Annotated in this window: 19 protein-coding genes and 1 pseudogene; 13 read left to right on the forward strand and 7 right to left on the reverse strand. The window is 52.7% G+C overall.

Annotated elements, in window-relative coordinates; genetic code table 11:
* Window positions 1-210, reverse strand: a pseudogene (locus B157_RS0127650) (hypothetical protein); the annotation flags it as partial.
* A gap of 163 nt (window positions 211-373) precedes the next feature.
* Here B157_RS0127650 and B157_RS0127655 point away from each other — a divergent pair.
* From B157_RS0127655 to B157_RS40635, 10 genes are all read left to right on the forward strand, one after another.
* Window positions 374-889 (forward strand): hypothetical protein, encoded by a 516-nt coding sequence (locus B157_RS0127655; RefSeq protein ID WP_020606560.1) that lies wholly within the window; start codon window positions 374-376, stop codon window positions 887-889.
* Between the two features lie 577 nt (window positions 890-1,466).
* Window positions 1,467-2,315 (forward strand): SMP-30/gluconolactonase/LRE family protein, encoded by an 849-nt coding sequence (locus B157_RS0127660; RefSeq protein ID WP_020606561.1) that lies wholly within the window; start codon window positions 1,467-1,469, stop codon window positions 2,313-2,315.
* Window positions 2,316-2,459: 144 nt separating this feature from the next.
* On the forward strand, window positions 2,460-3,710 hold the full coding sequence (locus tag B157_RS0127665; RefSeq protein ID WP_020606562.1) for a PQQ-dependent sugar dehydrogenase: 1,251 nt from the start codon (window positions 2,460-2,462) through the stop codon (window positions 3,708-3,710).
* Window positions 3,711-4,172: 462 nt separating this feature from the next.
* Window positions 4,173-5,180: a sensor histidine kinase gene (locus B157_RS0127670; protein ID WP_020606563.1), complete on the forward strand. Its 1,008-nt coding sequence runs from the start codon at window positions 4,173-4,175 to the stop codon at window positions 5,178-5,180.
* A complete protein-coding gene (locus B157_RS0127675; RefSeq protein ID WP_020606564.1) occupies window positions 5,177-5,944 on the forward strand; it encodes a LytR/AlgR family response regulator transcription factor in 768 nt (255 codons plus the stop codon). Before B157_RS0127670 ends, B157_RS0127675 begins: the two co-directional genes overlap by 4 nt.
* Before the next feature lie 125 nt (window positions 5,945-6,069).
* Entirely contained in the window at window positions 6,070-6,783 is a 714-nt protein-coding gene (locus B157_RS0127680; RefSeq protein WP_020606565.1) for a hypothetical protein, read from the forward strand.
* Window positions 6,784-6,787: 4 nt separating this feature from the next.
* Window positions 6,788-7,384: a hypothetical protein gene (locus tag B157_RS0127685; protein ID WP_020606566.1), complete on the forward strand. Its 597-nt coding sequence runs from the start codon at window positions 6,788-6,790 to the stop codon at window positions 7,382-7,384.
* Between the two features lie 5 nt (window positions 7,385-7,389).
* A complete protein-coding gene (locus tag B157_RS0127690; protein WP_020606567.1) occupies window positions 7,390-8,673 on the forward strand; it encodes a hypothetical protein in 1,284 nt (427 codons plus the stop codon).
* A gap of 85 nt (window positions 8,674-8,758) precedes the next feature.
* Window positions 8,759-9,109 carry a DUF2147 domain-containing protein gene (locus B157_RS40630; protein WP_084761876.1) on the forward strand — a complete coding sequence of 117 codons (351 nt, stop codon included), beginning with the start codon at window positions 8,759-8,761 and terminating at the stop codon, window positions 9,107-9,109.
* Window positions 9,110-9,242: 133 nt separating this feature from the next.
* The gene (locus B157_RS40635; RefSeq protein ID WP_084761877.1) at window positions 9,243-9,374 is read left to right on the forward strand and encodes a helix-turn-helix domain-containing protein; all 132 of its coding nucleotides are present in this window, start codon (window positions 9,243-9,245) and stop codon (window positions 9,372-9,374) included.
* A 460-nt stretch (window positions 9,375-9,834) separates the two neighbouring features.
* Here the strand turns inward: B157_RS40635 and ppk1 are convergent, their stop codons facing one another.
* Together ppk1 and B157_RS36115 are read right to left on the reverse strand one after the other, a co-directional pair.
* The gene (gene ppk1, locus B157_RS0127700; RefSeq protein ID WP_020606569.1) at window positions 9,835-11,928 is read right to left on the reverse strand and encodes a polyphosphate kinase 1; all 2,094 of its coding nucleotides are present in this window, start codon (window positions 11,926-11,928) and stop codon (window positions 9,835-9,837) included.
* 113 nt (window positions 11,929-12,041) lie between these two features.
* The gene (locus tag B157_RS36115; RefSeq protein ID WP_020606570.1) at window positions 12,042-12,275 is read right to left on the reverse strand and encodes a recombinase family protein; all 234 of its coding nucleotides are present in this window, start codon (window positions 12,273-12,275) and stop codon (window positions 12,042-12,044) included.
* 189 nt (window positions 12,276-12,464) lie between these two features.
* Between B157_RS36115 and B157_RS39915 the strand changes: the two genes are divergently transcribed.
* Together B157_RS39915 and B157_RS0127715 are read left to right on the forward strand one after the other, a co-directional pair.
* Window positions 12,465-12,929: a helix-turn-helix domain-containing protein gene (locus tag B157_RS39915; RefSeq protein WP_020606571.1), complete on the forward strand. Its 465-nt coding sequence runs from the start codon at window positions 12,465-12,467 to the stop codon at window positions 12,927-12,929.
* The gene (locus tag B157_RS0127715) at window positions 12,926-13,495 is read left to right on the forward strand and encodes a PIN domain-containing protein (RefSeq protein ID WP_020606572.1); all 570 of its coding nucleotides are present in this window, start codon (window positions 12,926-12,928) and stop codon (window positions 13,493-13,495) included. Before B157_RS39915 ends, B157_RS0127715 begins: the two co-directional genes overlap by 4 nt.
* A 56-nt stretch (window positions 13,496-13,551) precedes the next feature.
* Here B157_RS0127715 and B157_RS0127720 read toward each other — a convergent pair whose 3' ends face one another.
* The 3 genes from B157_RS0127720 to B157_RS0127730 all read right to left on the reverse strand — a co-directional run bounded on the left by B157_RS0127720 (window position 13,552) and on the right by B157_RS0127730 (window position 16,719).
* Entirely contained in the window at window positions 13,552-14,388 is an 837-nt protein-coding gene (locus tag B157_RS0127720) for an RNA polymerase sigma factor (RefSeq protein WP_041952302.1), read from the reverse strand.
* Window positions 14,389-14,461: 73 nt separating this feature from the next.
* Window positions 14,462-15,433, reverse strand: coding sequence for a quinone oxidoreductase family protein (locus B157_RS0127725; RefSeq protein WP_020606574.1), 972 nt, complete (start codon window positions 15,431-15,433; stop codon window positions 14,462-14,464).
* A 305-nt stretch (window positions 15,434-15,738) separates the two neighbouring features.
* On the reverse strand, window positions 15,739-16,719 hold the full coding sequence (locus tag B157_RS0127730; RefSeq protein ID WP_020606575.1) for an IS110 family RNA-guided transposase: 981 nt from the start codon (window positions 16,717-16,719) through the stop codon (window positions 15,739-15,741).
* A gap of 745 nt (window positions 16,720-17,464) precedes the next feature.
* Between B157_RS0127730 and B157_RS36995 the strand changes: the two genes are divergently transcribed.
* The gene (locus B157_RS36995; RefSeq protein WP_020606577.1) at window positions 17,465-23,368 is read left to right on the forward strand and encodes a beta strand repeat-containing protein; all 5,904 of its coding nucleotides are present in this window, start codon (window positions 17,465-17,467) and stop codon (window positions 23,366-23,368) included.
* 469 nt (window positions 23,369-23,837) lie between these two features.
* Here B157_RS36995 and B157_RS0127745 read toward each other — a convergent pair whose 3' ends face one another.
* Window positions 23,838-24,932, reverse strand: a complete 1,095-nt coding sequence (locus B157_RS0127745) for an IS110 family RNA-guided transposase (protein WP_020606578.1) — start codon at window positions 24,930-24,932, stop codon at window positions 23,838-23,840.
* Window positions 24,933-25,191: the final 259 nt, after the last annotated feature.

Consider the following 25,191-nt stretch of genomic DNA (forward strand, 5'->3'; position numbering starts at 1 on the left):
CCCATCGGCTTGAGCAACCTGGTGAACGAAGGGCTTGACCACTTGCCACAAGTGACGTGAGTCGTAGTCTTGCTGGTGCAAACTGCGGGTAATGGCATCATGGGAGAGTTTCCCATCCACCAGTGCCGATAGTCGGGTGGCTGTTGGCTGGTTCTGATTGACCAGCAAATAGTCCGAGTAGAGGTCAAAAATAGGGGATATAAACTCCATGAGCGCTTTTTGTGGTGTTTTTGAGTAAATTTAGAAAGAGGTTGCTACAGATAGATCAACCATGCGTAACATCAGGCAATAAGTAAGGTAGCTGGTTCTCCACAACCAGCGTTGGTGAAAGGCTTATAATCCATTCAAACCACTATCAACACATTATCTTGTCATGAACTTACGCAAACTATTCCTGGCGGCAGCCTGCCTGACTATGCTCACGGTTGCCAAAGCTACTCCTCCTGCCCGGCCCATGGATGGTTCGGTCATTAAAGTCGTCATCACGGGTGGGCCCAATGCCGGAACCTATAACCTAACCTCCGATAAAACGACCTGCACCCGAAATGCTACGGGTATAAACTCATTTGGTAACCAGTATTCGACCCGTGAGGCAACCGGTTTGACAAGTGTACAACTCATTATCAGTGACGCCCAAAAAGCAGGTTCAGGCGGCACCTCCGACTGTTATGCATCTGTCCGGTTTGGCAAGATAATCGGTGGAACAAAGTACGAGTTCGGGAAACTACCCGCTTCACTGGGGGGTGAAGATGCCGGAGGAAAAGGTATGGCCAGCTTGGCTGGTTCGGGGAACAGTACCACTTCAACTATTGAGGGGACAACAAAAGCGGGCATAAAATTGCAGATAACTATTCAGTGCAAATCGGTCCTCGATCTGGAAAAGAAATAACACTGACCCGTCCTAAAATCACCCGATTGTGCAGGCACCATTGAATACCAAGGACAAGTCAGTTTTCAAGTCAAAGGTTAGATTATTTCTCTAAGTTGTGACAAACGTTCATTTTGCCAACCCCTTTCAATACCCGAAGGTGCGATTGATACATCGTAGTAAAGTGTTTTAGGCCAACATCAATCCCAACTTTCAATACCCGAAGGTGCGATTGATACGATCGTTGCCCTGCCGAGTCGTTCCGGGTTGCAATACGCCTTTCAATACCCGAAGGTGCGATTGATACCCTGATTTCTTCGACACACAAACGCAATGAGGGTAGTTTTAAAAAAAGGTAAATAAATCGTCACGACTCAAAAATTTGTGTCTCACCAGACGGACGTTTACGTGAACTAAAGTACATTAAAATGCAAATATTAAGACGTTGATTGTATTAAAAAACTGTCAACAACTATCAGTAGCATACGACTACGATGAAAATAAACGAATTTGCCACTCCCTAAGGGGCGCGGGCTATGCAGCACGACGCACAACAGGGTCCCTCATTCCCCAACGCATCCTAAACCCGTTTCAGCTCATGAAAAAAACAGTTTTCATTACTCTCCTCGGCCTGTTCGTTGGTGCCATTACGGCCATGCAGGCGCAATCCGTCATGCTAAAGCCCCTTTGGGAAACCGATACGACGCTGCGCACCCCCGAATCCGTCTTGTTCGATCCGGGTCAAAAACTCCTCTACGTCGCCTGTATCAACGGAAACCCCACGACGGCAAACAAAGGCAGTTACATCACCAAACTGGGACTGGATGGTCAAGTGATCCAGTTAAAATTTACCGATAACCTCAATTCGACCAAAGGCATGGGTATCCTGGGCAACAAACTGTACGTTACCGAGATGGCGCAGGTGGCCGAGATTGACCTGGCTACGGGTAAAATTCTCCATCGCTATCCGGTCGACGGGGCGAAGTTCCTCAATGATATTGCCATCGACATCAAAAAAGGTATCGTGTACGTTTCCGATTCGGACGACAATAAGATCTGGGCGCTAACCAACGGAAAAGCCAGTCTGGTGCTGGGCGATGCACCACTGAAAGGCACCAACGGGCTGCTGTTTGACAATGACCAGCTATTGATCGGCAACGGTGACGGCTCGCTACTTCGTATGGACCCTGCAACCAGGAAGCTGACAACGGTCGCCAGCGGCATGGGGGGTATCGACGGGATTGTGGCCCTGGGAAACAAGCAATATCTGGTAACCGAGTGGGGCGGGAAAATATGGCACGTGCGCGCCGATGGGACAACTGAACTGAAAATGGATACCTCGAAAGAGAAAATCAACTCGGCCGACATTGGCTACAATCCAGCCACCAAAACGCTTTTTGTCCCTACTTTTTTCCACAACACCGTAAAAGCTTACTCACTCAATTAAGCGCTGTTCTGGTACATACCATCCCCCGATTGGGGAACACCGCCGTCATCCCGTTCTGAGTAGCATGGGTTATAAACCATACCCTCCCACAGCGAGTTGTCCTTTTTCAATCCTTGTTGGTTGACTCCATTGCTTTCCGATACAATGATGAACGTCCTGTTTTACCCGGCGCTGCTGTGCATCCTGTTATGGGCCAGCCAAAGCCTGGCCCAGACTTCGGCGCTGAATGGTACCGCGTCCGATACTGCCACCCACTTACCACCGGTTGAGACTCAGCCACCGGTCGCGGTTGGTCAGCGGCCGGCGTTTGCCGAACAAACCCGTGCACCGGGGGTTAAGACCCGCACGCCCATTCAGGTTCGCATCATTGCCCGCCGGTTGCGGGCGCCCTGGGGATTGGCTTTCCTGCCCGATGGGCGTATGCTGGTCACCGAGAAACCGGGTACTATGCGTATTGTTACGAAGCAGGGCACCGTCGGCAATCCCCTGTTGGGGGTGCCGGCCGTTCGCTTCGAGGGCGACGGGGGCCTGTATGACCTCAAACTCGACCCCAACTTTGCCCAGAGTCGCCTGGTATTCTGGACCTTCGTTGAACCTGTGGCGGGAGGTAGTCTAACTTCGGTAGCCCGGGGTAAGTTGTCGGCCGATGAAACCCGACTGGACGAGGTTCGGGTGATCTACCAGGCCACCCCGGCCTATAAGGGGCCGAATCACAACGGCTCCCGACTGCTGTTTGATCCGCAGGGCTACCTGTTCGCCAGTTTTGGCGACCGGTTCGATGATAGCATCCGGATACAGGCACAGGCCTTAAATTCGTCGCTTGGCAAGATCGTCCGCATCACCCGCGAGGGCAAGGCCGCTCCCGGCAATCCCTTCGCCAAGACCCCCAATGCCCGCCCGGAGATCTGGTCGCTGGGGCACCGCAATCCCCAGGGCCTGGCCTTCAACCCCCAGACCGGCGATCTGTGGCAGAGCGACATCGGTCCTCAGGCGGGTGATGAAATCAATCTGATCCGTCCGGGTGCCAACTACGGCTGGCCGCTGGCCTCCTATGGGCTGGAATACAGCAACGCACCGGTCAATGGCGGCAAAACAACGATGGATGGTACCGAACAGCCTATCTACTACTGGGACCCGACCATTGCGCCCAGTGGCATGCTATTCTACACGGGGAAGCTTATTCCGGAGTGGACGAATAATCTGTTTGTTCCGGCACTGCGGGGTATGCACATCGCCCGGCTAATTACAAAAGATAACCGGGTTGTGGGCGAGGAACGGTTATTGACCGATCAGCAACGCCGGATGCGTCAGGTCATCCAGGGTCCAGACGGTGCACTCTACGCCATCACCGACGACCGGGAGGACGGTGTAATTCTGCGCATCGCTCCGCAGTAAAGGGACTGTCACTGAGCCATAAGAGCTGTCTTTCTGAAGATGATGAGGGAAGGCGTATGCGACTGGATATAATTGACAGGTATTAAAATTTACAAGTTGCTTCCCAAAGCAATCTGAGGTTTGAATGAACGATTTGACTGACGGCTAATCTTGACGCAAGACTCTCATTATTAAAATTTTCTCCAGTTCGCAAAACAGTAATAGCCCCTTTTATTGAACGAAAACGATCGATTGGGATAAGGCTGGCGAGTGTGCCGAAATAAATAGGTTTTTCCCGTTAGTAAAATTCCACAAAGCATTCACTGATATCCATACGAGGGTATTTTAAGCAATTTTTCAGGTACATAGTGCCTGCCCTCAATGTCCTTGGAAAATCACTTGATTTGTTTGAGCAGATATTGTCGCAGACCCTCACAGATGAAACAACTAAATTTGACAAATACTAAGGGTAGTCGGCATCTCATGCAAAATCGGGTAAATTGGCTGGGTATCGTATGCGCCCTGCTACTGCCCGCGCTGAGTATTCTCAACCGCGACAACGCCACCTTCACGACGTTAGTGGGTAAACTGGCCCAGGTGTGGGGCATATCTTCAGTGTTTTTACTATTAGTCTGGTTTCTCAATCTACGGTTGAGTGCCGCCTTACGCCCCCAAACTCAACTGACGACTTCCATGCGAACTGGCATCATTATCGGCTGCGATATGGGGCTGATTGGGTTGTTTATAGTGTTAAAAACTTCCAGTTGGCTACCTGCTGCGTTCAATGATGATACGATGGCTAATTCACAGCTTTTTATCCGGCTTAGTATTGCAAGTCTGCTTATTATCATGATTCAGTACTCATTTCTAAGCACCATACAACAGGAAGTATTGAACCGACAGAATGAACAACTGCGCAGTGAAAACTTAGTGGCCGAACTCGAAGGCCTGAAACAGCAGATCAACCCACATTTTCTCTTCAATTCGCTGGGAACGCTCCGGGCCATGATCCACGAGAAAGACGAAAACGCCGAGCAGTTCGTGCTTAGTTTATCGGCGGTGTACCGGCAGTTTCTGAGCAAACGCCACGAAACAACGACCACGCTGCCCGAAGAACTGGAGTTTCTGGAAAGCTACCTGTTCATGCTGCGCTTCCGGTACGAAGATCGGCTACGGCTAACCATTGACGTACAGAGTCAGACCACACCCGATCGCCTGCCGATATTTTGTCTCCAACTGTTGGTCGAGAATTGCATCAAGCACAATATTCTTTCCGCAGCCAAACCGCTCTCCGTACGTATTTATCTGGATGGTCCGGCGTCGATCACCGTCGAGAACAACAAGCAACTGAAGCGGTCCGGCATCGACTCAACAGGTATCGGGTTGGATAATCTCTGTAAACGCTACAAATTGCTGGGCGTTCCCGATGCTGTCACCATCCGCGAAACAGACACCACGTTTGCCATATCCGTAGCCCTGCTCGAACCATGACTATTCTGATCGTTGAAGATGAACCCAAGTCGGCCCGGATGCTCCAGGAACTCATCGAGTCGGTGCGCGATGGTGCGCGGGTGCTGGGTATTTGCAGCAGTATCGAGGAAACCGTGCAGTTTCTGACGCGGGCCCAGTCGCCCGACCTGATTTTTATGGACATCGAACTGGCCGACGGCAACAGCTTCGACATCTTCAATCAGGTGACCATTACGGCTCCCGTCATTTTTTGCACCGCCTACGACAACTACGTGCTTGATGCGTTTAAAGCCAACGGCATCGACTACCTCCTGAAACCCGTTGAGAAGCAGCACGTTCAGACCGCCTTTGCCAAATTGGACACTATTCGAAAAGCACTGGCTCCCAACGTGTTGGCAGTTGAGCAGTTCCTGATGAACCTGCAGGATACGATCAGAAATGCCTACAACACGTCGTTTCTGGTGCGTATCCGCGAAAAAATGCTGCCGATTGCCGTAGCCGACATTGCCGCCGTGGAGTTCGAGCATGAGGTGTCCTGTCTCCACACCCTCAAGAATGAGAAGTATCCGCTGTTTAAAACGATGGACGAAATCGAAGCGGTTTTAAACCCGGCGCAGTTTTTTCGGATCAACCGCCAGATGATCGTCCACCGCCGGGCCATCGTGTTCATCGAGCCGCATTTCAACCGGAAAGTAACGCTGACCCTTAGCTGTAAGCTCAGTGCGCGCCCCATCGTCAGCCGCCTGAAAGTAACCTCCTTTCTGAACTGGGTCGAAAAGCAGTAAGCCCGTTCGGCTCACCGCTCATTTTGCTCAGTTCACCGCTCATTTTGTTCAGTTCGGATTGATTTATAGCCCCGCCAGCAGGTGGTCGTTCTTTATTTGCCTGACCAAAATCGAACGCCACTGTTATGCCTGCTCCGCCAATTGGGCTGACTGCCTTAGTTTTACTCTTAACCAACGCGTTAACGCTGGCCCAGTCACCGACTACCCAACCCGCCATTTACGGAGTTGACCGCGTTCGGGGGGCTCGGTACTGCGAGATTCTGGTCGTGACCGGCCCGCTCACCAAACTCACGGCCTCGGTTTATAACACCCTAGGGCTGAACAGTTGCCCGGCTTCCCAATGGAACGCCCTCGATCCCGATAAACTCAAAAAAGATTTCTCGGCCCGCTCTGTTGTGATGAACGGCCCGCGCGTGTTTATGATGGATAAAATCGGGCAGACGACCCGCGAGACCAAGACCGTCAGTTTCGACGGATTACAAATGAAAAAGCGGGCCGAAGTGCCGGTATCGCTGAAAACGGCGCGGGAAGGCAAAGCCAAACCCTACGCCGAGACAACTGTCAACCGGGCCACGCAGTATGTGTTCAACAAGGGCAGCCGGGTGTATGAACTCATTAGCCCGCAGCATAGCTACATCATGCAGTCGTACGCCCAGATAATAGACCCAAAGCTGACGGAAAAAGACCTCATGACGCTGCAAACCCGGCTGAAACTACCCAAAGGCTGGCGCTATCAAATGCGGGTACTGGCGGCTGATCTTGTTCTGCGCACCGTCGAAGGCGGAAAGGCTTACGTAACCCAGGACGATTTTCAGAATACCTACCAGCGAGTCAACTAACACCATGACGAACAAGACGCTCATACTGGTTTGGCTACTACTGACCACCAGTCTGCCAACCTATTCCCAGGCAAATCTTCCCAAAACTTCTGTTTCTCTGCAGACTGACCTGCTGGCGTACACGACTAAAGGTGGCTACAGTGTTTGGGGGGTGGTGCGCCACGGACAGAATCAATTTGCGCTGGCCTTTGTCAACTACCCGAACCGCGACAAATCGTATTATGACGAATCGGGCCTGAAAGAAAACGACCAATTTGTCCGGGTAGGGTTGGCGAGATACTGGAATAAGAAAAAGCTAAAATTCCTCTTTTACGGCGTTCATCTGGAATATCACTGGCGCGAACTACGCGAAGACGGCTCATCTGAACAATTGACGGACACTTATCTGGCCTTCGCTCCGGTCATTGGCTATCACTGGTTTCCATTCAAAAAAAGTGGCCTGAGCCGACTTTCGCTCATGGCCTGGGCCGGCCCTCGGATTCGCCCCAATTTCTACAAGCAGGATCGGGTTTTTGAACAAACGGGAAGCGTCTACCCAACGTCATCGTTTGTGGATGGCTCGTTTGGCTTCAACATAGGATATCAACTTTTCAGCCGGTAAGTCTCATGAACATCCAACGTCCTTTAGCACTTTTGATAGGCCTGTTGCTGCTGATCTCCTGCGAACAACTCATAGAGTACCCGCTCTATAACGGGAATTTGGCCGGCGCCGACTATTGGTCAGACCAACCCCAAATTCTGTCGGCGGGGTTAGGCTTCACCGATATTATTGGTGTTGATGAACTGACGGAGGAAAACGTTCAGCTGGTTGGTGGCTCCTGGTACAGCACCTTAACCTGCCAAAACGGCAAGGCACCCGAGGCTAGTGAGCGGACAGCGGTTCGAGATAAAGGAGTTAACATGGCCTACAAAGGCACCACGTTCTTCGATAAAGCGAATAAAGTAGCTGCTGACGCGCTTCCGATTGTGTTTAGCTGGCCGGTTTTGACCGAAACGGTTGACATCACCGATTTTCAGCTAACCCTCAATACGGGCGAAATTGTGACCCCTACCGCTGCTGGCATGTTACCTAACTACGAATATGGTGAACGTAATTGTGTCGTTCTTTTTGGCGATTTCGGAAATCGGTTCAGGAGTAACGAGGCAGGGGCGCGATTTCCCGTCCGGCTGACAATTATTGCCGATGACAAACCATTACTGCTCAAAGGTAAGAACAACGCGGTTGTGAGTGCCGTCGGGTTAACCTGGACAACTAATCAAAACCCGTACGATGAAGGCCCCAAACTGGTTGGCGCAAAACTCAACTTTGTTGGTAAGAAACCGATCGGCGAAGGAGTGGGCGGGGGAATATGGAATAACACGGATTTTATGCCAAATGATGAATTTACCCTCTACGGTGGGGGTAATTTCCGATTGCGAATGCTGACCAGCGGGGGCTTCTCGCCCGATGGAATCACCGGCATAAAACCCAACCAATACGAAAAGTTTTTCAGAATCCACGTCAGAGGTCCTGGTGGCACGACCGTTATGCTCACAAAAGCCGGGGTTGAGTACACGGTGCTGGGTGGTAAACTAAAAGTGCTGGGTCTGTCGGATCTGGGTAAAAAAGAAAATCTTAAAGATGGTGTTTACTACGACGATTGCTACATCGAAGACCGCGACAATTATATCGACGTCATTTTGACGGGCGACGAAGCGGCGGCCCGAAACATTACCTTCTTAGAACTTCCTGGGTTAGCCAGTAACTATGGCGCGCTCTATAACCCTGGTGGCCCCGGCCCCACTCCCTATCCTGGCGTTCGCTACACCGCCCCCGGTCCCGCTGATTTAGAACCCGTAATTATTGCGCTGGATGACCCCATGCGGGTCAATCGGGACGCTTCCCGATAAGTTCTCTTTTAACAACCATATACAACTACGCAACTGACAAAATTTTTTCTCTTGGGCGGGCTGACGCTGTTCGCCCGCTAGCGACATTGTTTGCAAATGGTCCGGTGAAGACAATAAAGCCCGTTTCGAGACAATCAAAACGGGCGATACCTACTCGGCCAAGATTATCTTCCTGGTCGAACCAAACGACGACACGGACAACTCTAAAACCGACAAAAACAAACCTGACAAGAGTTTGCGGAATCGCCCGGCTTTGGGCTTTATGTTGCTGTCGGGTCTAGCTTATGCAGGCAAAATGTGGGAGAACGGAAAGATTTACAGCTCAGAGCGTGGAGAAACGCTCCCCTGTAGCATTGAGCTGGCCGATAAGAATACCCTGAAGTTGAAAGCATCGAAAGGAATAATATCCCCTACCCAGACCAAGAAACGGTTATAGTGGCCGTATGTTGGGGAGTCGCCCACATTTGTACGAAATGTTCCATCTGTTTGGCGCGCTGGCTAAGTTCAAGCGTAATTTGATCCAAGAGCGGACGATGACAGGTCTGTCGGCTGCTTGAGCACAGGGCAGGTTGGGGGGACGGCCCGAACTCTTGAATGCCGACAAGCAAGAGTTGGCTGTTCAGCTCTACGAGGCTAAAATGACATCGGTCAAGAAGATTTGTGAGATGTTGGCTATTAGCAAGTCAATGCTGTTGTCTTAACCCCTTGAATGTAAAAGGACTAAACTGTTTTGACAAGTTTGTTCAGCCATTCAGGGGGTTAAGACATTCCTAAAAGGGTTGTGCAACAGTCACAGACGATTTTCTGAACGATTTCCAGGGTTGTTGTCAGTAACACAACCCATTCATTGATAGCGAAATAACCAGTTCATTAGCTAACATTCATTACCCTTTTGTTGGACAAATACGGCTAGTTAAGTAAGCGGGGAGTCTGTCCGGATATAAACAAGTTAGATGCGTACAGAAAACGCGATGCAACCTACACCAGAAACTTGACGAAGAGTTATCGAGCTATTTTTGCTTGAAGGAAATCGAGCAGTATTGTAGGCCTACAACCCCTTAGTTTCTCGTGTTGTTTCAGGGAGACACACGGGCAATAGGTCACCACTAAATTTTTTTGGTGGTGACCTATTGCCTCTTTCAGGCCAGAGTCCGCCCGTGATCAGCCGTGCGCCTTGAGCCAGTCGTAGGTAGCCTGCTGAGCACGAATAGGAGAATGATAAACCGGGTCAACAACTTGATTATGTCCCTGCTCATCAACGTGACGGGCTTTAACCGAGTCGTTAAGCTGGAAGTCGAGTAATGTCGCCAACTCATGCTTTAACCCCAAGGCATAAATGGGGAAACCCACCTCTACCCGGTGATACAGATTCCGGTTCATCCAGTCGGCCGACGCCAGGTAAACCTCCGGCTTACCCCCATTATGAAAAATAGCTATCCGGCTATGCTCCAAAAACTGGTCCACTAACCGGATTACTTCGATGCCTTCACTAATCCCTGCTACACCTGGCACCAGACAACAGATGCCCCGGATCAGTAATTTGACTTCTACGCCCGCTTGGTTCGCTTCGTAAAGTTTGTCGATCATCACTGGATCTTCCAACCCATTAAGTTTTAGTAATAACCGGGCCTTCTTCCCCTGCTTAGCCAGGGTAATCTCCCGGTCAATCAAGCTCACATATCGTTGTTGGAGGTTAAACGGAGCTACCAGCAGGTGCTTCAGATGACGGACTACTTTTTGGTTTTTTAAATATCCGAACACCTTCCCCAACTCCTTGACCATACCCGAATGACAGGTAAATAAACCAAAATCGGTATAGACACTGGCCGTTGCTTCATTGAAGTTGCCCGTACTCAGGTACCCAAAATGCAACGGTTTACCCCTTTTTCCGCGCTTATCCTCAGCACTGAGCCGCCTCACCAGCGCAATTTTAGCGTGGACTTTCACGCCCGGCAGACTGTAAATAATTCGCACCCCAGCCCCTTCCATCTCCTCGGCCCAACGCAGGTTGTTGGCCTCGTCAAAGCGGGCCTTAACCTCCACGAACACCGTCACCCGCTTGCCATTACGGGCTGCACTAATCAGCGCATTGGCAATCAGTGAGTCGGCCGCGATCCGGTACAACGCCACCTGAATATCGTAGACCAGCGGATCGATGGCCGCTTCATTAAAAAACCGCAGTACGTAGCTATACGACTGATAGGGAAAGTGTAGCAACCGGTCCTGCTGACGGATGGCATCGAAGAGGGATTCGTAAGGGTCTAACGCTACGGCGGGCAGGGGGACCAGCGTCGGCACGGCTAAGCCGGGCAGTTTGGTCAGGGGTAGTTTCATCAGATCGCTCAGGCTGTGGTAACGCCCGCCCGCCATCAGATCGTGGTTGCTCAATCGAAATACGTGAACCAACTGTTCCACCAAATCAGGCGGCATAGTTGGGTCGTAGAGAAACCGGATCGGTGGAGCCGTCTTCCGCTCGGCAAGCTGCATCCTGATTTTTTTGACTAAGTTGCCACGGTACTCATCCTGAATGGTCGTGTCTTCGGCCCGGTTAAGCTTGAAGCTCAGGCATTGTTCTACCTCGTAGCCGGGGAAGACGATCGACAGGTTGGACCGGATAATATCGTCCAGAAAAGCAAAATGAGTGACGCCCTCGATGGGCGAGAGTTCGACGAACCGATCCAGCTTATCCCGGGGAATATTCAGGTAAGCAATCAAACTGTCATCACTGGAGGCCGGGGCTTTGGGGCGAAGTGTCAGGGCGAAGTACAGGGCCTGACTGTTCAGCAGCGGCAGTTTGTCGCGGCGATTCATCCGGCGGCTGGTACCGACAAAAACGGGTTGTAGATAGGAGAGAATAGTGCTACGGAAGTACTGGGCCGCTTCCTGCCGGTGAGCATCTGAGAACGGCTCGCTCCTGTACAGCACCACCTGACTACGCCGAAGGGCCGGGCAGATGTCGTTCGTGAAGAGCGTATCGAAGCGCTGTTGCTGACGGGCGACAGCGTCGGCAATTTCAGCCAGTACTATCTGGGGGTCAACCGGCAGGTGTTTGGTGCGCTGCTTGGCCTTGAGGGCAGCTAAACGGCGCAATATTCCCACCCGCACCCGGAAGAATTCGTCCAGGTTAGCTGAATAGATAGCCAGAAACTTGACCCGGCTGGCCAGCGGCACCTGCGGGTCGTGTGCTTCGTCTAAGACGCGTTCGTTGAACGAAAGCCAGCTTAGGTCGCGGTCGGCGTAGGGTAGCCCTGCCATAAGTCGTGTCGGTTCATGGGCGAATCAACGAACCGTCCGTTGCGCCTTCATCCTAAAGCGATATAGGTAAGGGGATGTTATGGAATGGCCTTCAACTATAGATTATCAAATTGTTATGACTCCTCTGGCTCACCAAACGGGGTAAGGACAGTTTCACCACGGCGTCGTCCCAGCCGGGAGAACTCGGTCACCAGCACTTTGCGGATAGTCTTACTGCGGCATAGATCCAGCAAATTATCGAGTTTGGGTCGGTCTACATTGCTACGCTTGGTTGCACTGCCCGTTTCATGAATAATACGGATAATTTCATAGCCCTGGCGTTCGGCATAAGCCGTCAGATCAGACACCTGCCGCCGGGGGGCCGGTCCCAGCTAATCCTGTTCCTTAGTGGACACACGGACGAAGAGAGCTACGGGTACCACGGCGATGAAGATTACTTAAGAAAGGTAGGTAAAAGTCCGCTAACCTGAGAAACTAAGAAACTTTGTTTCGTTTATTTCGTTTAACATATACAAAGTCTACTTGTCTTACTCAATATGGAAGCAATTACTGAACGACCTTCTCTGCACGACCAGCAGATAGCCCGTGATTCTCTTGCCCTTGTGGGCGAAGCCTTGAACCGAAAGCGATCAGAAGAGGTCAGCATTCAACTACAGCCGGGCATAGCTGCACAGGGTTTCGCTTCGGTCGTTATTCCCACTAAAGCCCTGCATCTGCTGGCAGTCATTCTCTCCAGTATGGCGCAGGGCAAAGCCGTGTCACTAATTCCGTCCGACTCAGAGATTAGTACGCAACAAGCTGCTGATCTACTTGGCGTGTCCCGCCCACACCTTGTCAAACTACTGGAAAAGGGTACAATTCCGTTCAAGAAAGTTGGTAGCCATCGGAGGGTTTTGCCGGAGGACTTATTGATTTATAAAGAGCGACAAGAACAAATCCGGCACGAGCAACTACAGTTTCTGGCTGAGCAGGCTCAGGACCTCAACCTGGGCTACGAATGATATACTCGACTAGCCCGGTTGCCTTGCTTGATGCCTGTATTCTCTATCCTGCTCCGCTTCGGGACCTGCTTTTTCATATTGCTGTTAGGGGGCTGTACCGGCCCAAGTGGACGGACAAGATTCAGGAGGAATGGACGCGAAACCTCTTGCTTAATCGACCAGACTTACTGGCAGCCCAACTCGAAAAGACAACGGATGCCATGAACCGGGCTTTCCCCGATGCGATGATCCGCAATTTCGAGTCGCTGATTACTTCTCTTACTTTACCTGACGCCGACGACCGGCACGTACTTGCCGCAGCGATTCGTGGCCAGGCTGATGTGCTGGTAACAGCCAACTTAAAGGATTTTCCTCTGGCCATCGTGGGGCTATTTGACATCGAAGTTCAGCATCCTGATCAGTTCATAAGCTCGTTTTTGGCTACTCACCCAGATGAGGTACTGCTTGCCTTCAAAAGTCAGGTGGGCAACCTGAGAAGGCCAGCTAAGACGGCTGCTGAGGTGCTTGAGATTCTCCGCCGAAATGGATTAACCACAACTGTCGATACGCTTCGGGGGCTGCTGTAGGGCATTTCAATGCGCAATTCTTGTCTTGAAACTTTCGGAATGCCGTGCACAAATAATCACTTCATTTGTGATGAAATCTCGCCCATCGCCATTCGGTTGCACTCTAAAAGCAGTTCCTGGAGGCCCGCACCTTCCGAACGAAGCGGGTCAATGGCTTTGACCAGTGTTGTGCGGAGGTGATACAGTTCTTGCCGGTCAAATTTTTTGGACCCCTTCACCAGGTCTAGCTTCATTAGAGCTTCCTGCTGATTTTCTTTGGGATTAAACCAGCCGTTCAGTTCTGAGCATTGATGACATACGCCCCGCTTGCTCACCAGCGCACAGCGATCATCGAAAATGGTGACCATCGTTTTGCGGGCATCCTGCAACAGATACTTGACCACGCCTTCCCTCTTACCCAGTATCTGCCCGATTTCGACTACTGAAAAATCGTACACATCTTTCAGCATCAGCGCAATCTGGTTTTCGATGGACAGGTTTTTGGCAATGCACGTAAAACAGGTGTCTATGTGTTCCCTCATATCATAACGGGTATCGGTCGAGGTTTCCCAAACGTGCATAATTCGGTTAAAAACCGATTCGTTATTGCCTACCAACTCCTTGGCCAGCTCCGAAACATCCGGTGTCCAGCGTTTTTGCCGGTTGAGTTGGTTATATGAAAGATTGGTCGCAATCTGGAATACCCACGTTTTCAACGATGACTCGCCATTGAAGGTCCCGAGTTTATCGTAGGCACGGATAAAGGTGTCGTGGGTCAAATCCTCGGCATCGTTGCGGCTGGCCGTCAACCGATACAGATACGATTTCAACGGCGATTGAAACGCACTGAATAGGCGCTGAAACGCGTTAATATCGCCACTCAGCGCATTTTTCAATTCTTCTTCCTGTTCCATTTTAGGATGGGTCTGGGTGGCTTTCGACACTTCCACTAACTTACTGGTTGCTATTGACTGTCGCGAAAACTACTCAAGGATTCAACACAACTTTGCCGGTCGTTTGCCGGGCTTCAATCTGACGGTGCGCTTCGGCGGCATCCGCCAACGCGAACCGGCTGGTGATGTCAATTTTTAGCTTGCCCTGAGCAATCAGCCCAATTACCGTTCCGAGGGCTTCCTGCCAGCGCTGCGGTTGGGTAGTGATGTGGAAAGCCAGATTAAACCCCAACTGATTGATGTTCTCATCCACGAAATATTCCGGGTTCACCTGACCCACTTCGCCACTGGCGCAGCCGTAAATAAAGAGCGTTCCGCCTTTTGTCAGACACTTGATGCTTTCGGTGTAAACCGAACCGCCTACCGTTTCAAAGACCCAATCCACCCCGTTGCCGTTGTTGACCTGCTCACGCCAGTTGGGCCGAGAATAGTTTACTGTCTCGTCGGCCCCCAGCGATTTGGCTACGGTCAGTTTAACGTCCAAACTACTGGCCGCAATTACCCGCGCTCCGTGCATTTTGGCCAACTGCACCAACAGCGACCCCACACCCCCGGCGGCGGCATTGATTAGAACCGTTTTGTCCTTGAGGTCTTTAGCTACCTGCGAAATTAGCAGTTGAGCCGTAGACCCCTGCACAAAAATAGCCGTAGCGGTATTGGCGTCGATACCCGGCGGCAAGGGTATGCAATACGCAGCCGGGGCCAACGCGTATTCAGCGTAGCCACCCCCACCAGGCAGAATAGCCAGGACGGTAGCACCCGGTAGGTAGGGTTCGTTTACGCCGTCGCCAACGGCCACGACTTGCCCAACGGCTTCGGTACCCGGCACAAACGGCAACGGGGTAAGCTGAAAATACATATTCCGCCGACGCTGGGTATCCGAGTAGTTGACCCCGATGGCCTGTACCTTAATAACAACCTCACCCGGATTGGGCTGCGGTATTGGGGCTTCTACCAACGTCAATACGTCGGGCGATCCGTACTGGTCGAATTGTACCTGTTTCATAGTCGTGCTGTAGGCTTTTGTTTGATGCTACAGCTTTGACAATCAGGCTGGTTGAAACGGATAAAAAGCGGGAAAGTTTTTAGTTGAAGAGCGGCAGACGCATTCGTTTTTTCACTAAGCCTACTGGGGTAGCTAACACAGTTGGACGGTCAGCTGCTGCCGGTAGATGTGCCACCCGACGTCAAACTATAACTGCCGTTTGAGACCGTGATTTTACGCCCCTTGGATAAAGAACCCGTGGTAGGTTGGGGCCAAAAATAGGACGAAATGTATGTATTGCCGCTTGCATAAACCATGAACTGTATTCAAATGCAAGGGGCTGAGCGAAATTTTGGTTGATAATTATCATTAAAGTCCTCGCCAAACCGAACCAAGGCGAACGCCTGGCGGAGCAACTTGTTGGCAACGGCAATCAACGCTAACTTGGACGGTTTACCGGCGGCCTTCAAGCGTTGATAAAACTCTCGACAAGCGGTATTGCATCGAATGGCAGACCAGCTAGCGACATAAAGCATGCTTCTAAGGTGAGAATCACCGGTGCGACAAATACCCCGGTGGGTGTTCATCTTACCCGATTGAAAGGTAGTTGGGGCTAGGCCAATAAATTTGGCCACTGCCTTGGCCGATTGAAAATCCTGGAAGCCGTTTGTGGTTTCAATCAACGCTGTAGCCACCTTGTGAGATATACCTTTGATCGATAGTAAACGCTGGTATTGCTCGTGATATTCGGCTTCGCAAAGTTGACAGATTTCCTGCTGTAAGTGGGTGATTACCCCTTCAAACGAGTTAATCATCGTTTGTAAACTTTGTTCAGTAGAGGAATCTTTGACGGGTAAAACTGCAAATGAATGTTGTAAATTTAGTAACGTTCTTCGTTGTTTATGATACTGGCGAAGCAGAGCTCTTTTTTGACGAAGACGCAACAGACTATCCGTAGCCATCTGATAAAGAGCTGGTTGAATAAGCCGACCGTATTCTGCTAGCAGCACCGCGTCCCGTGGATCGGTCTTGGTTACTGACATCCGCATCTTCGCGAAGTTATGGCTTTGTTTAGGGTTGATGACCGAAACGTCAATGCTTGCCTGACAAAGCATATAGGTTACTAAAACCGAGTAAGAGCCTGTCGCTTCCAAAATACAGTGGGCCTGAGCAGGCAACTGTTTAACCAGGCTGCGGATCCCCTCAGGGGTGTTGGCAAAAGCAGTGTTTGTCCAACCCCCATTGGGTAGTGGAAAGGCTACGGCTAAACTTGTTTTGGCAACATCAATTCCGACATAGTTTTTCATTCAAGTAAGCGTTTAGTGAAACAACAGGGAAAATGGAGCAGTGAATTTTTGGACCCTGGCATAGTATACACGGTTTTGCACCAATTGAACTGTCGAGGCTTAAAAATTCACCCGTGTAGATCAGAACATGGGTTACAGGGTTGGCTATAGAAATCTCGGATTTGCCTACACGGGGTGCTCAACTAGCAGGCTAATTTCTGCCATTTTGAGTTCTTATTACAGTACAGCTCAAACGTACTATAGAAATCCGTGCGGCTGGAAACGCGTCTGGAAGTCCAGGAAGATTTACCCTTATTGTCTTGTTCGGACATCAAACTGATGTTAGCAAAGACGCTTCTCAACAAACTCCACCAAAGCGAGAGCTTATGGCAGGCTATTGAGCAACGCCATCGGATACGAGCCAATAATGCCCACCTCCACACTTATCAAACTTAATCTGACAAAGTAGAATTAGTGACATTATCTTTGCCTAATGCAGAGGGCTATCTTACAGACACGCAATGTACACGTTCGCACCCTGCCAGTTGAACGCGTTAAATGTTTGCCGGGGCATCCAAACGTAAGGGTGGTATTCGGCTTGCAAAAAGTTAACCCCGAAAGTCCTAAGGAAATCCTAAAGGGTGGGGATGAGGTGGGAGTGGGAATCACCAATCTGGTTAGGGAAATACGATTTCTAACCCAAATACCGGAAGCCACCGGCTTCCATTGACCAATCCAAATCACTACCTATCAATCGATTAATGGTATGAAAAACAAGTACCTGCTTCATCTTCTTCTTTTATCGCTGCTGCTAACCGGGCAGGCTGCCCTGGCCCAGACCACCAATACCTGGACCGGCACAACCTCCAACGGCTGGAACACGGCTACAAACTGGAGCCTGAGCCGCGTTCCCCTCACCAGCGACGATGTAGTGATTGTGCCTGAGACCAACCAACCCCTACTGAGCACGACGGCGGTAGCCAACTCGGTGGAGGTGCGAAGCGGGGCCTCGCTGAGCATTAGCAGCGGGGGCAGCCTGACTATCAACGGCAGTAAATCGGTGTCGTTCAATACAACGGGTTTTTACAACGGGGGGGTGGTCGATAACCGGGGGGCGTTGGTGCTGGGTAATGTGTCTTCTGTGGGTACTGATGGACTGTATAATGCGGGTTCGTTTAGCAACACGGCCGGCGGGCGCATCAGCATTGACCGGGCCAGTTCCATTGGCTTGTTCAATCGCCAAAGCAACATCAGAACCACCTTTGTCAACTCGGGCACGATCACCATCGGGGCCCTTGCCAGCGGAGGGGGGAGTACATATGGGCTGGTTAACCTTGCGAGTTCATTTACTAACACGGCGGGCGGGCAGATCAGCATTGACCGGGTCGGGGCCTGGGGCCTGGAGAATAACCAGGGCACCTTTGATAACTCGGGCACGCTCACCATCGGGGCCCTTGCCAGCGTGGGTAGTGATGGGCTGTATAATGAGGGTTTTTTTAGCAACACGGCCGGCGGGCGCATCAGCATTGACCGGGCCCGTGACGCGGGCTTGTACAATGGCAGCTTTGACCGCTTTGATAACTCGGGCACGCTCACCATCGGGGCCGTGGCCAGCGTGGGGCGTTATGGGATAGAAAATGAAGAAGGGGAATTTACTAATACGGCCGGCGGGCGCATCAGCATTGACCGGGCCACTACCGCGGGCTTGTACAATTACTCAGGCGGCACCTTTGCCAACTCGGCCACGCTCACCATCGGGGCCGTTGCCAGTGTGGGTAATAATGGGCTGTCGAATGTGGGTTCGTTTAGCAATACGATGGGGGGCAGCATCAGCATTGACCAGGCCAGTTCCAGGGGCTTGTCCAATGATTTAGGCGGCAGCTTTCTTAACTCGGCCACGCTCACCATCGGGGCCGTTGCCAGTGTGGGTAATAATGGGCTGTCGAATGTGGGTTCGTTTAGCAATACGATGGGGGGCAGCATCAGCATTGACCAGGCCAGTTCCAGGGGCTTGTCCAATGATTTAGGCGGCAGCTTTCTTAACTCGGCCACGCTCACCATCGGGGCCGTTGCCAGCGTGGGTAGTGATGGGCTGTCGAATGTGGGTTCGTTTAGCAACACGATGGGGGGCAGCATCAGTATTGACCGGGCCAGTTCCAAGGGCTTGTCCAATGATTTAGGCGGCAGCTTTCTTAACTCGGCCACGCTCACCATCGGGGCCGTTGCCAGCGTGGGTAGTGATGGGCTGTCGAATGTGGGTTCGTTTAGCAACACGGCGGGCGGCAGCCTCAGCATTGACCGGGCCAACTCCATTAGCTTGTTCAATCAACAAACCAGCACCTTTGTCAACTCGGGCACGCTCACCATCGGGGCCGTTGCCGGTGGGAGTACGTATGGGCTGGTTAGTCTTTTCAGTTCATTTACTAACACGGCCGGCGGGCAGATCAGCATTGACCGGTTCGGTCAATGGGGCCTGGAGAATAACGGAGGCCGCTTTCTTAACTCGGGCACGCTCACCATCGGGGGCGTTGCCAGCGTGGGGAGAAATGGGCTGTTTTTTGATGGGGGTTCATTTACTAACACGGCCAGCGGGCGCATCAGCATTGACCGGGCTACTCGCGCGGGCTTGTACATTAGACCATCAGGCGGCAGTTTTGACAACTCGGGCACGCTCACCATTGGGGCCGTTGCCAGCGTAGGGCTTTATGGGCTGGAGAATGAAGGGGGTTCGTTTAACAACACGGCGGGGAGTAGCCTTAGCATTGACCGGGCCACTACCGCGGGCTTGTACAATTACTCAGGCGGCCGCTTTGTCAACTCGGCCACGCTCACCATCGGGGCCAGCGTGACGGGCACCGCCATTGACAACCGGGCCGGTGCAACAATAAACAATCAGGGGTGCCCGGCCCTGTTGCAGAGCCTGGGCAATGGGGTCATTACCAACGCCGGCTCGTTCTCTAACACGGGTACGCTCATCGAGAACGCTTCGGGCAACAGCGGCATTTCCTACAACGGGGGGCTGGTGCAGAACCTGAACGGGGGCACCTTCAGCATCGGTTCGGGCAACCCGCCCCTGAGTCTGTCGGCTACCAATGCTACCACCTGCAACCCCGCCAACGGCTCGCTTACACTGGGGGGGCTGCAACCCACTACGGCCTATACCCTCAGCTATACCCTGGGCGGAAACACCACCACCCTCACCCCCACCAGCAATGCCAGTGGTCAACTCACGGTGGATGGTCTGGGCGGTGGGGCGTATGCTTTAGCCCTGAGTGGGGCCTGTGTAGCCCAGACGCTGCCCTTCTCGGCCACGCTCACTGCACCCCCGGCTGTCAGCCTGACCACGCAGCCCGCAGCGGCCTCGGTTGTTTGTGCGGGGAGCGCGGTGAGCGTGTCAGTGGGTGCCAGCGGGTCGGGTACGTTAACCTACCAGTGGTATAAAGACGGGTTGCCCATCACCAGTCAGACGGCCGTTACGCTCAACCTGCCCAACACCACAACGGCCAACAGTGGTAGCTACTTGGTGGTGGTAACGGATGGCTGTAACAGCGTTACCAGTACCGCTTTTAGCCTGACGGTCAACGCGTCGAATAGTCAGGGGTGCAATTGTGGTTCATTCGTACTGGTGAGCAACCCGGGGGTCAACACGGCGACAATTAACATGTCCTTCAGCGAGACCTTTACCGCTTCGGGTGGAGTGAGCCCATATAGTTTCAGTGTGGCCAGCGGCAGTCTGCCCACGGGCCTGAATTTATCGTTAGGGGGTGTGCTGAGTGGCACGCCGACCCAGACGGGTAGTTTCCCCCTCACCGTGCAGGCCACGGACGCGAATGGTTGCACGGGCGTGGGGGGCACCTATACCCTGACGGTGAATGCGCCAGTGGTCAACGAACCATCTATCACGGGTTTCAGCACCCTGGATAACACCATCTGCGGGGGGAGCCCCGTCACCTTCACCGCCACCATCGGCAGTGTAACGGGTGAGTACAGCTACACCCTCACCAACGGGGCGGGTACGTCCATTGCCGCTACCAGCAGCAACCCTACGCTGAGTCAGGCCCTGACGGCCAGTGGCACGGGGGGTCAGACCTTTACGTTGACGGTGAGCGATAACGGCCTCAGCAGCACGGCCACCACTATCGTGACCGTGAACGCCCTGCCGGTGGCGGGTCTGACCAACAACGGCCCGCTGACTCCCAACCAGACCAGCGTGACACTGACGGCTACGCCGGTGGGCCAGATCGGGGAGACCTTTTCCTACGTGTTCAGTGCGGGGGCCACCCCAATCGGCACCACCAACCAGGCCACCGTGAATGCGTCGGGCACCTACTCGGTCACGGTGACCACGACCGACGGTTGCCCGGGCGTGGCCAGCACAAGCGTGAGTCAGGACAACACGGCACCCGTCGCTACCACCAACCCTAACCAGACGGCCACGGTCGGCGTCGCCTTCACCTATACAGTCAACGCCTTCACCGATCCCGATGGGAATGCGCTGACGTATTCGGTGACGGGACTGCCCGCCAACGGACTGAGCTTCAATGCCGCTACGCGGGTGATCTCGGGTACGCCTTCGGCATCGGGGGTCGTGGGCGTGAGTGTAACGGCCAATGACGGCAAGGGGGGAACGGCTGCCTCGAGCTTTACCATCACCATCAATTCCGCGGCACCGGTCAACCAGGCGCCGGTAGTGGCCAACGCTATCGCACCCCAGTCAGCTACGGTGGGCGTGGGCTTCAACGTCACCATACCGGCCAACACTTTCTCTGACCCTAATGGCGATGCGTTGATCTTATCGGTGAGCGATTTGCCCCCCGGTTTAGTGTTTGTCGGCAGCACCATTTCGGGTACGCCATCGATGTCAGGGGTAAGCCCCGTGACCGTCATCGCTACCGATCCGGGCAGTCTCTCGGTCGCCACTACGTTCCAACTGACTATCAACCCGGCCAGCGTAGTAGTGCCGCCCAGCGGTCCGTTCAGCATCACGGGCGTCACGACGGTGAGTTGTGCGACGGTAAGCGCGGGCCTGCGCACCTTGACGTTCAATCCCCAATATGCGGGCGTGAATGGTCAACCCATCAGCTTCTCGGTAGTCAACGAGTTGTTGCCCACGACTAATCCGGGTCCTTACTCACTGAATCTGTACACCGATAATCCGGTCATCACCCTGAGTGCCACCCAGAGCGGAGCCAACACCCGGTTTGCCTATAACTGGCTGTCGGCTTGCAGCTCCTCGACGGGCAACACCCCGCCCACGGTGGCCAATCCGGTGCCGCCCCAGTCGGCCACCGTGGGCATTGGTTACACACTGTCACTGGCGGGTGTGTTCACCGATGCCGAGACGCCCAACAGCCTGGTGCTGTCGGTGAGTGGTCTTCCTGCCGGGTTTAACTTTGTGGCCCCCTCGACCATTTCGGGTACGCCCTCGATGAGCGGGGTAAGCACCGTGACGGTGACGGCGACCGATCCGGGCAGCATGAGTGCCAGCACCAGTTTCACTCTCATGGTGAATCCGGAGGCCGGAACGCCCCCCCCACCAACGGGTACCTTCAGCATCACCAGCGTGACGACCATCAGCTGCCAGGTACTGTCGGCCGGTCAGCGCCGGCTGAGCTTCAATCCCCAGTACGCGGGGGTCAATGGCGCTCCGATCAGCTTCCAGGTGGTCAACGAACTGGCTCCCACGACCAATCCGGGCCCTTACAGTCTGGACCTCTACACCGACAATCCGGTGGTGACCCTGCAGGCGGTGCAGAGCGGCATCAGCAGCAGCTTTGCCTACAACTGGCTGTCGGTGTGCAGCAGCACGACGGCTAACACCCCGCCCACGGTGGCTAACCCGGTTGGTCCCCAGTCGGCCACGGTGGGTGTTGGGTACACGCTTTCGCTAGCCAACGTGTTCACCGATGCCGAGACGCCCAATCAGTTGACCCTCTCGGTGAGTAATCTGCCAGCGGGTCTTAGTTTCACGGCTCCTTCGACCCTATCAGGAACGCCTTCCACGAGTGGGGTAAGCAAAGTCACTGTCACGGCGACTGATCCGGGGAGCATGAGTGCCAGCACCAGTTTCACCCTCACGGTCAGTCCGGCTGCCGGAACGCCCCCACCACCAACAGCTACGTTCAGCATCACGGGTGTGACAACAGTGAGTTGTGAGGTCATCTCGGCGGGTGAGCGGAGACTGACGTTCAGTCCCCGGTATGCGGGTCTGGATGGCAGTCCGGTGAGTTTCTCGGTGGTCAATGAGCTGCTGCCGACGACCAATCCGGGTCCCTACAGTCTGGACCTGTACACGGACAATCCGGTCATCAACTTACGGGCGGTTCAGAGCGGGGTAAGCACCAGTTTCAGCTATGGCTGGCTGGCGGCCTGCCAGACGGGTACTCCGCGAGTGGGTGCTAGTCCGGAAGTGCCGCTAACGGTCACCGTATTGGGTAACCCGGTGGTGGGTGAACTGGTGACCGTGGAAGTGCGGGGTGCCAAGGGGCAGGTTCTGTCGCTGTCCATTACGGATGCGCGGGGTCACCCGGTGATTGAGCAGTGGGTGGGTCGGGCCGGGGTCGTGGAGCGTCAGACGCTCCGCCTGGGCCAGACCCCGGCGGGCGTGTTGTTGCTGCGGGTGAGCACATCCACCCAAAGCCAGACTGTTAAGCTGCTCAAAGCGGAGTAACCCTATTCTCCGAAAGACTGGTTCACAGAAGAAGCCGCGTTCCTACAGAGGAGCGCGGCTTCTTCTGTGATTCGGAGGGTTTCGCGAACGATTTTGATTAACGGCCGATACCGCATAATTGATTGATTGGTAGAAGATTACGAGTCTAATAAATAGAAATAGCTGGCTTTTAATTGGACGACAACCGTCGGTTGAAGTGGGAGGGTAGTGTGCGGAAATAAACATAGTTGTCATATAAGAAAAACGCTCCGCAACACACCCAGTAGTTTCATAATGGAATTTCGACCTTTTCTCGTGTTTAAGAAGCTGTTTGAGTTAGTGTTTTTGGAAACGAGAAAGCTGCCAATCGGGGTTTAAGTTGTGTGAAGCAACCTTATTCCTCCGACCTGACGGCCTCTCAATGGCAAGGTATCGCTGGTACTGTCGTGAAAACCAAATTTTGGGTTAGGATTTTTTTTATATCTTTGACTCATCCAAAGGACAACTCCGCCACGGTGGATTGATCCTGTGTAGTCCCGCTAGCCGGGACTATTTTTTTGCACATACTTGATTGATTCATAGAGTATGAAGGATCGTAATCAGCTTGATGACGCCACAAAGCATAGGTTAACAATAGTAGCTTCTTTTGGACAGCCACATAAGCCTTCATCTTCGTGTTGGTCTTCCGGTAAACTCGTTCGTAAAGCGCCTGACAAGTTGGCTCTCCAAAGCGAACCGCATTGAAAGCAGGTAAATGAAGAATACGTCGAATGCGGCTGTTGCCCTTTTTCGAGATACGGGTTTTGCCTGACCGATTGCCCGATTGATTCTCGATCACATCATAACCAGCATAACTCACTAATTGCCGTTGGTTAGCAAACCCCTCAAACCCGTTGGTTTCTGCAATCAGTACAGCCACCGACAGCAGCGCTAACCCTTTGATGGCCGTCAGTCGTTCAACTTGTGCTTTCAGGACGGCATCGCCCGCAATTAAGTCTTGAATCGCCTTTTCTAAGGCTTCGAGTTGTTGATCATAGACAGCCAGTAGCTTTGTGTTCTGTTTAGTGAGAAAATCATCACCTAGGGCGCTGTGATCCAAGGAATGTTGTTGATTGCGACACTGGGTCTTCCACTCTTGAAACCGTTGATGCTGACGGGTTAATAAGCGCAAGCTATAGATGTTCTTCGATAAGGGCTTCCAGAGAGTAAGCTGTTGTTCAAGACCCATACGCGCCAGTCCCTGCGCATCAATCTTATCGTTTTTAGACTTGTAGCCCAAGCTTTTTAGGTAATGTTTGGCCTTATTGGGTAACAGAATACAGACCGATTGGTCCTTCTGATAGAGATGCCAAGCTACAGGCTCATGGTAAACACCTGTTGACTCCATCACGTAGCGCAGTGGTAAGCCGTCAGTCTTCCGGTGTTTACTAACCCATTGCTCTAACTGTGCAAAAGCAGTCGTTTTATTGGCCACTTTGGTCGAGCCTTTGACCACCACCCGTCCTTCACTATCAATCACCGACAGGCAAACCTGTAATGAATCCTTACTGATGTCCAGACCAACACAATAGCGTAGTAGTTGCATACAAAAGGGGATTAAAGGGTAAACGAATTAGTTGATCGACCGCCTTTTCCCGCCTTTGCACATGCATGCCAGATCGTGGCCAGCTGGCTACGTCTATAGGTACTGTTGGAGCTACAGGGAAAAGACAAGCTAGCCAGAGCAACCAGCGGTGCAGTATCGGTTGGACGTACTATCGGCGGAACTCAGGGTGCTGACTAGCCTTGTCAAGTCGCACTCAAAAATTGTACTTTTTCTGATATGATTATCTAAAATCAAAGAT

This window comes from Spirosoma spitsbergense DSM 19989, assembly GCF_000374085.1.
GTDB classification, from domain to species: domain Bacteria; phylum Bacteroidota; class Bacteroidia; order Cytophagales; family Spirosomataceae; genus Spirosoma; species Spirosoma spitsbergense.

Bases quoted from the DNA above. Each gene is read 5' to 3' on its own strand.
- B157_RS0127655 (WP_020606560.1), top strand. From the start codon at position 374: ATGAACTTACGCAAACTATTCCTGGCGGCAGCCTGCCTGACTATGCTC.
- B157_RS0127660 (WP_020606561.1), top strand. From the start codon at position 1,467: ATGAAAAAAACAGTTTTCATTACTCTCCTCGGCCTGTTCGTTGGTGCC.
- B157_RS0127665 (WP_020606562.1), top strand. From the start codon at position 2,460: ATGATGAACGTCCTGTTTTACCCGGCGCTGCTGTGCATCCTGTTATGG.
- B157_RS0127670 (WP_020606563.1), top strand. From the start codon at position 4,173: ATGCAAAATCGGGTAAATTGGCTGGGTATCGTATGCGCCCTGCTACTG.
- B157_RS0127675 (WP_020606564.1), top strand. From the start codon at position 5,177: ATGACTATTCTGATCGTTGAAGATGAACCCAAGTCGGCCCGGATGCTC.
- B157_RS0127680 (WP_020606565.1), top strand. From the start codon at position 6,070: ATGCCTGCTCCGCCAATTGGGCTGACTGCCTTAGTTTTACTCTTAACC.
- B157_RS0127685 (WP_020606566.1), top strand. From the start codon at position 6,788: ATGACGAACAAGACGCTCATACTGGTTTGGCTACTACTGACCACCAGT.
- B157_RS0127690 (WP_020606567.1), top strand. From the start codon at position 7,390: ATGAACATCCAACGTCCTTTAGCACTTTTGATAGGCCTGTTGCTGCTG.
- ppk1 (WP_020606569.1), bottom strand. From the start codon at position 11,928: ATGGCAGGGCTACCCTACGCCGACCGCGACCTAAGCTGGCTTTCGTTC.
- B157_RS39915 (WP_020606571.1), top strand. From the start codon at position 12,465: ATGGAAGCAATTACTGAACGACCTTCTCTGCACGACCAGCAGATAGCC.
- B157_RS0127715 (WP_020606572.1), top strand. From the start codon at position 12,926: ATGATATACTCGACTAGCCCGGTTGCCTTGCTTGATGCCTGTATTCTC.
- B157_RS0127720 (WP_041952302.1), bottom strand. From the start codon at position 14,388: ATGGAACAGGAAGAAGAATTGAAAAATGCGCTGAGTGGCGATATTAAC.
- B157_RS0127725 (WP_020606574.1), bottom strand. From the start codon at position 15,433: ATGAAACAGGTACAATTCGACCAGTACGGATCGCCCGACGTATTGACG.
- B157_RS0127730 (WP_020606575.1), bottom strand. From the start codon at position 16,719: ATGAAAAACTATGTCGGAATTGATGTTGCCAAAACAAGTTTAGCCGTA.
- B157_RS36995 (WP_020606577.1), top strand. From the start codon at position 17,465: ATGAAAAACAAGTACCTGCTTCATCTTCTTCTTTTATCGCTGCTGCTA.
- B157_RS0127745 (WP_020606578.1), bottom strand. From the start codon at position 24,932: ATGCAACTACTACGCTATTGTGTTGGTCTGGACATCAGTAAGGATTCA.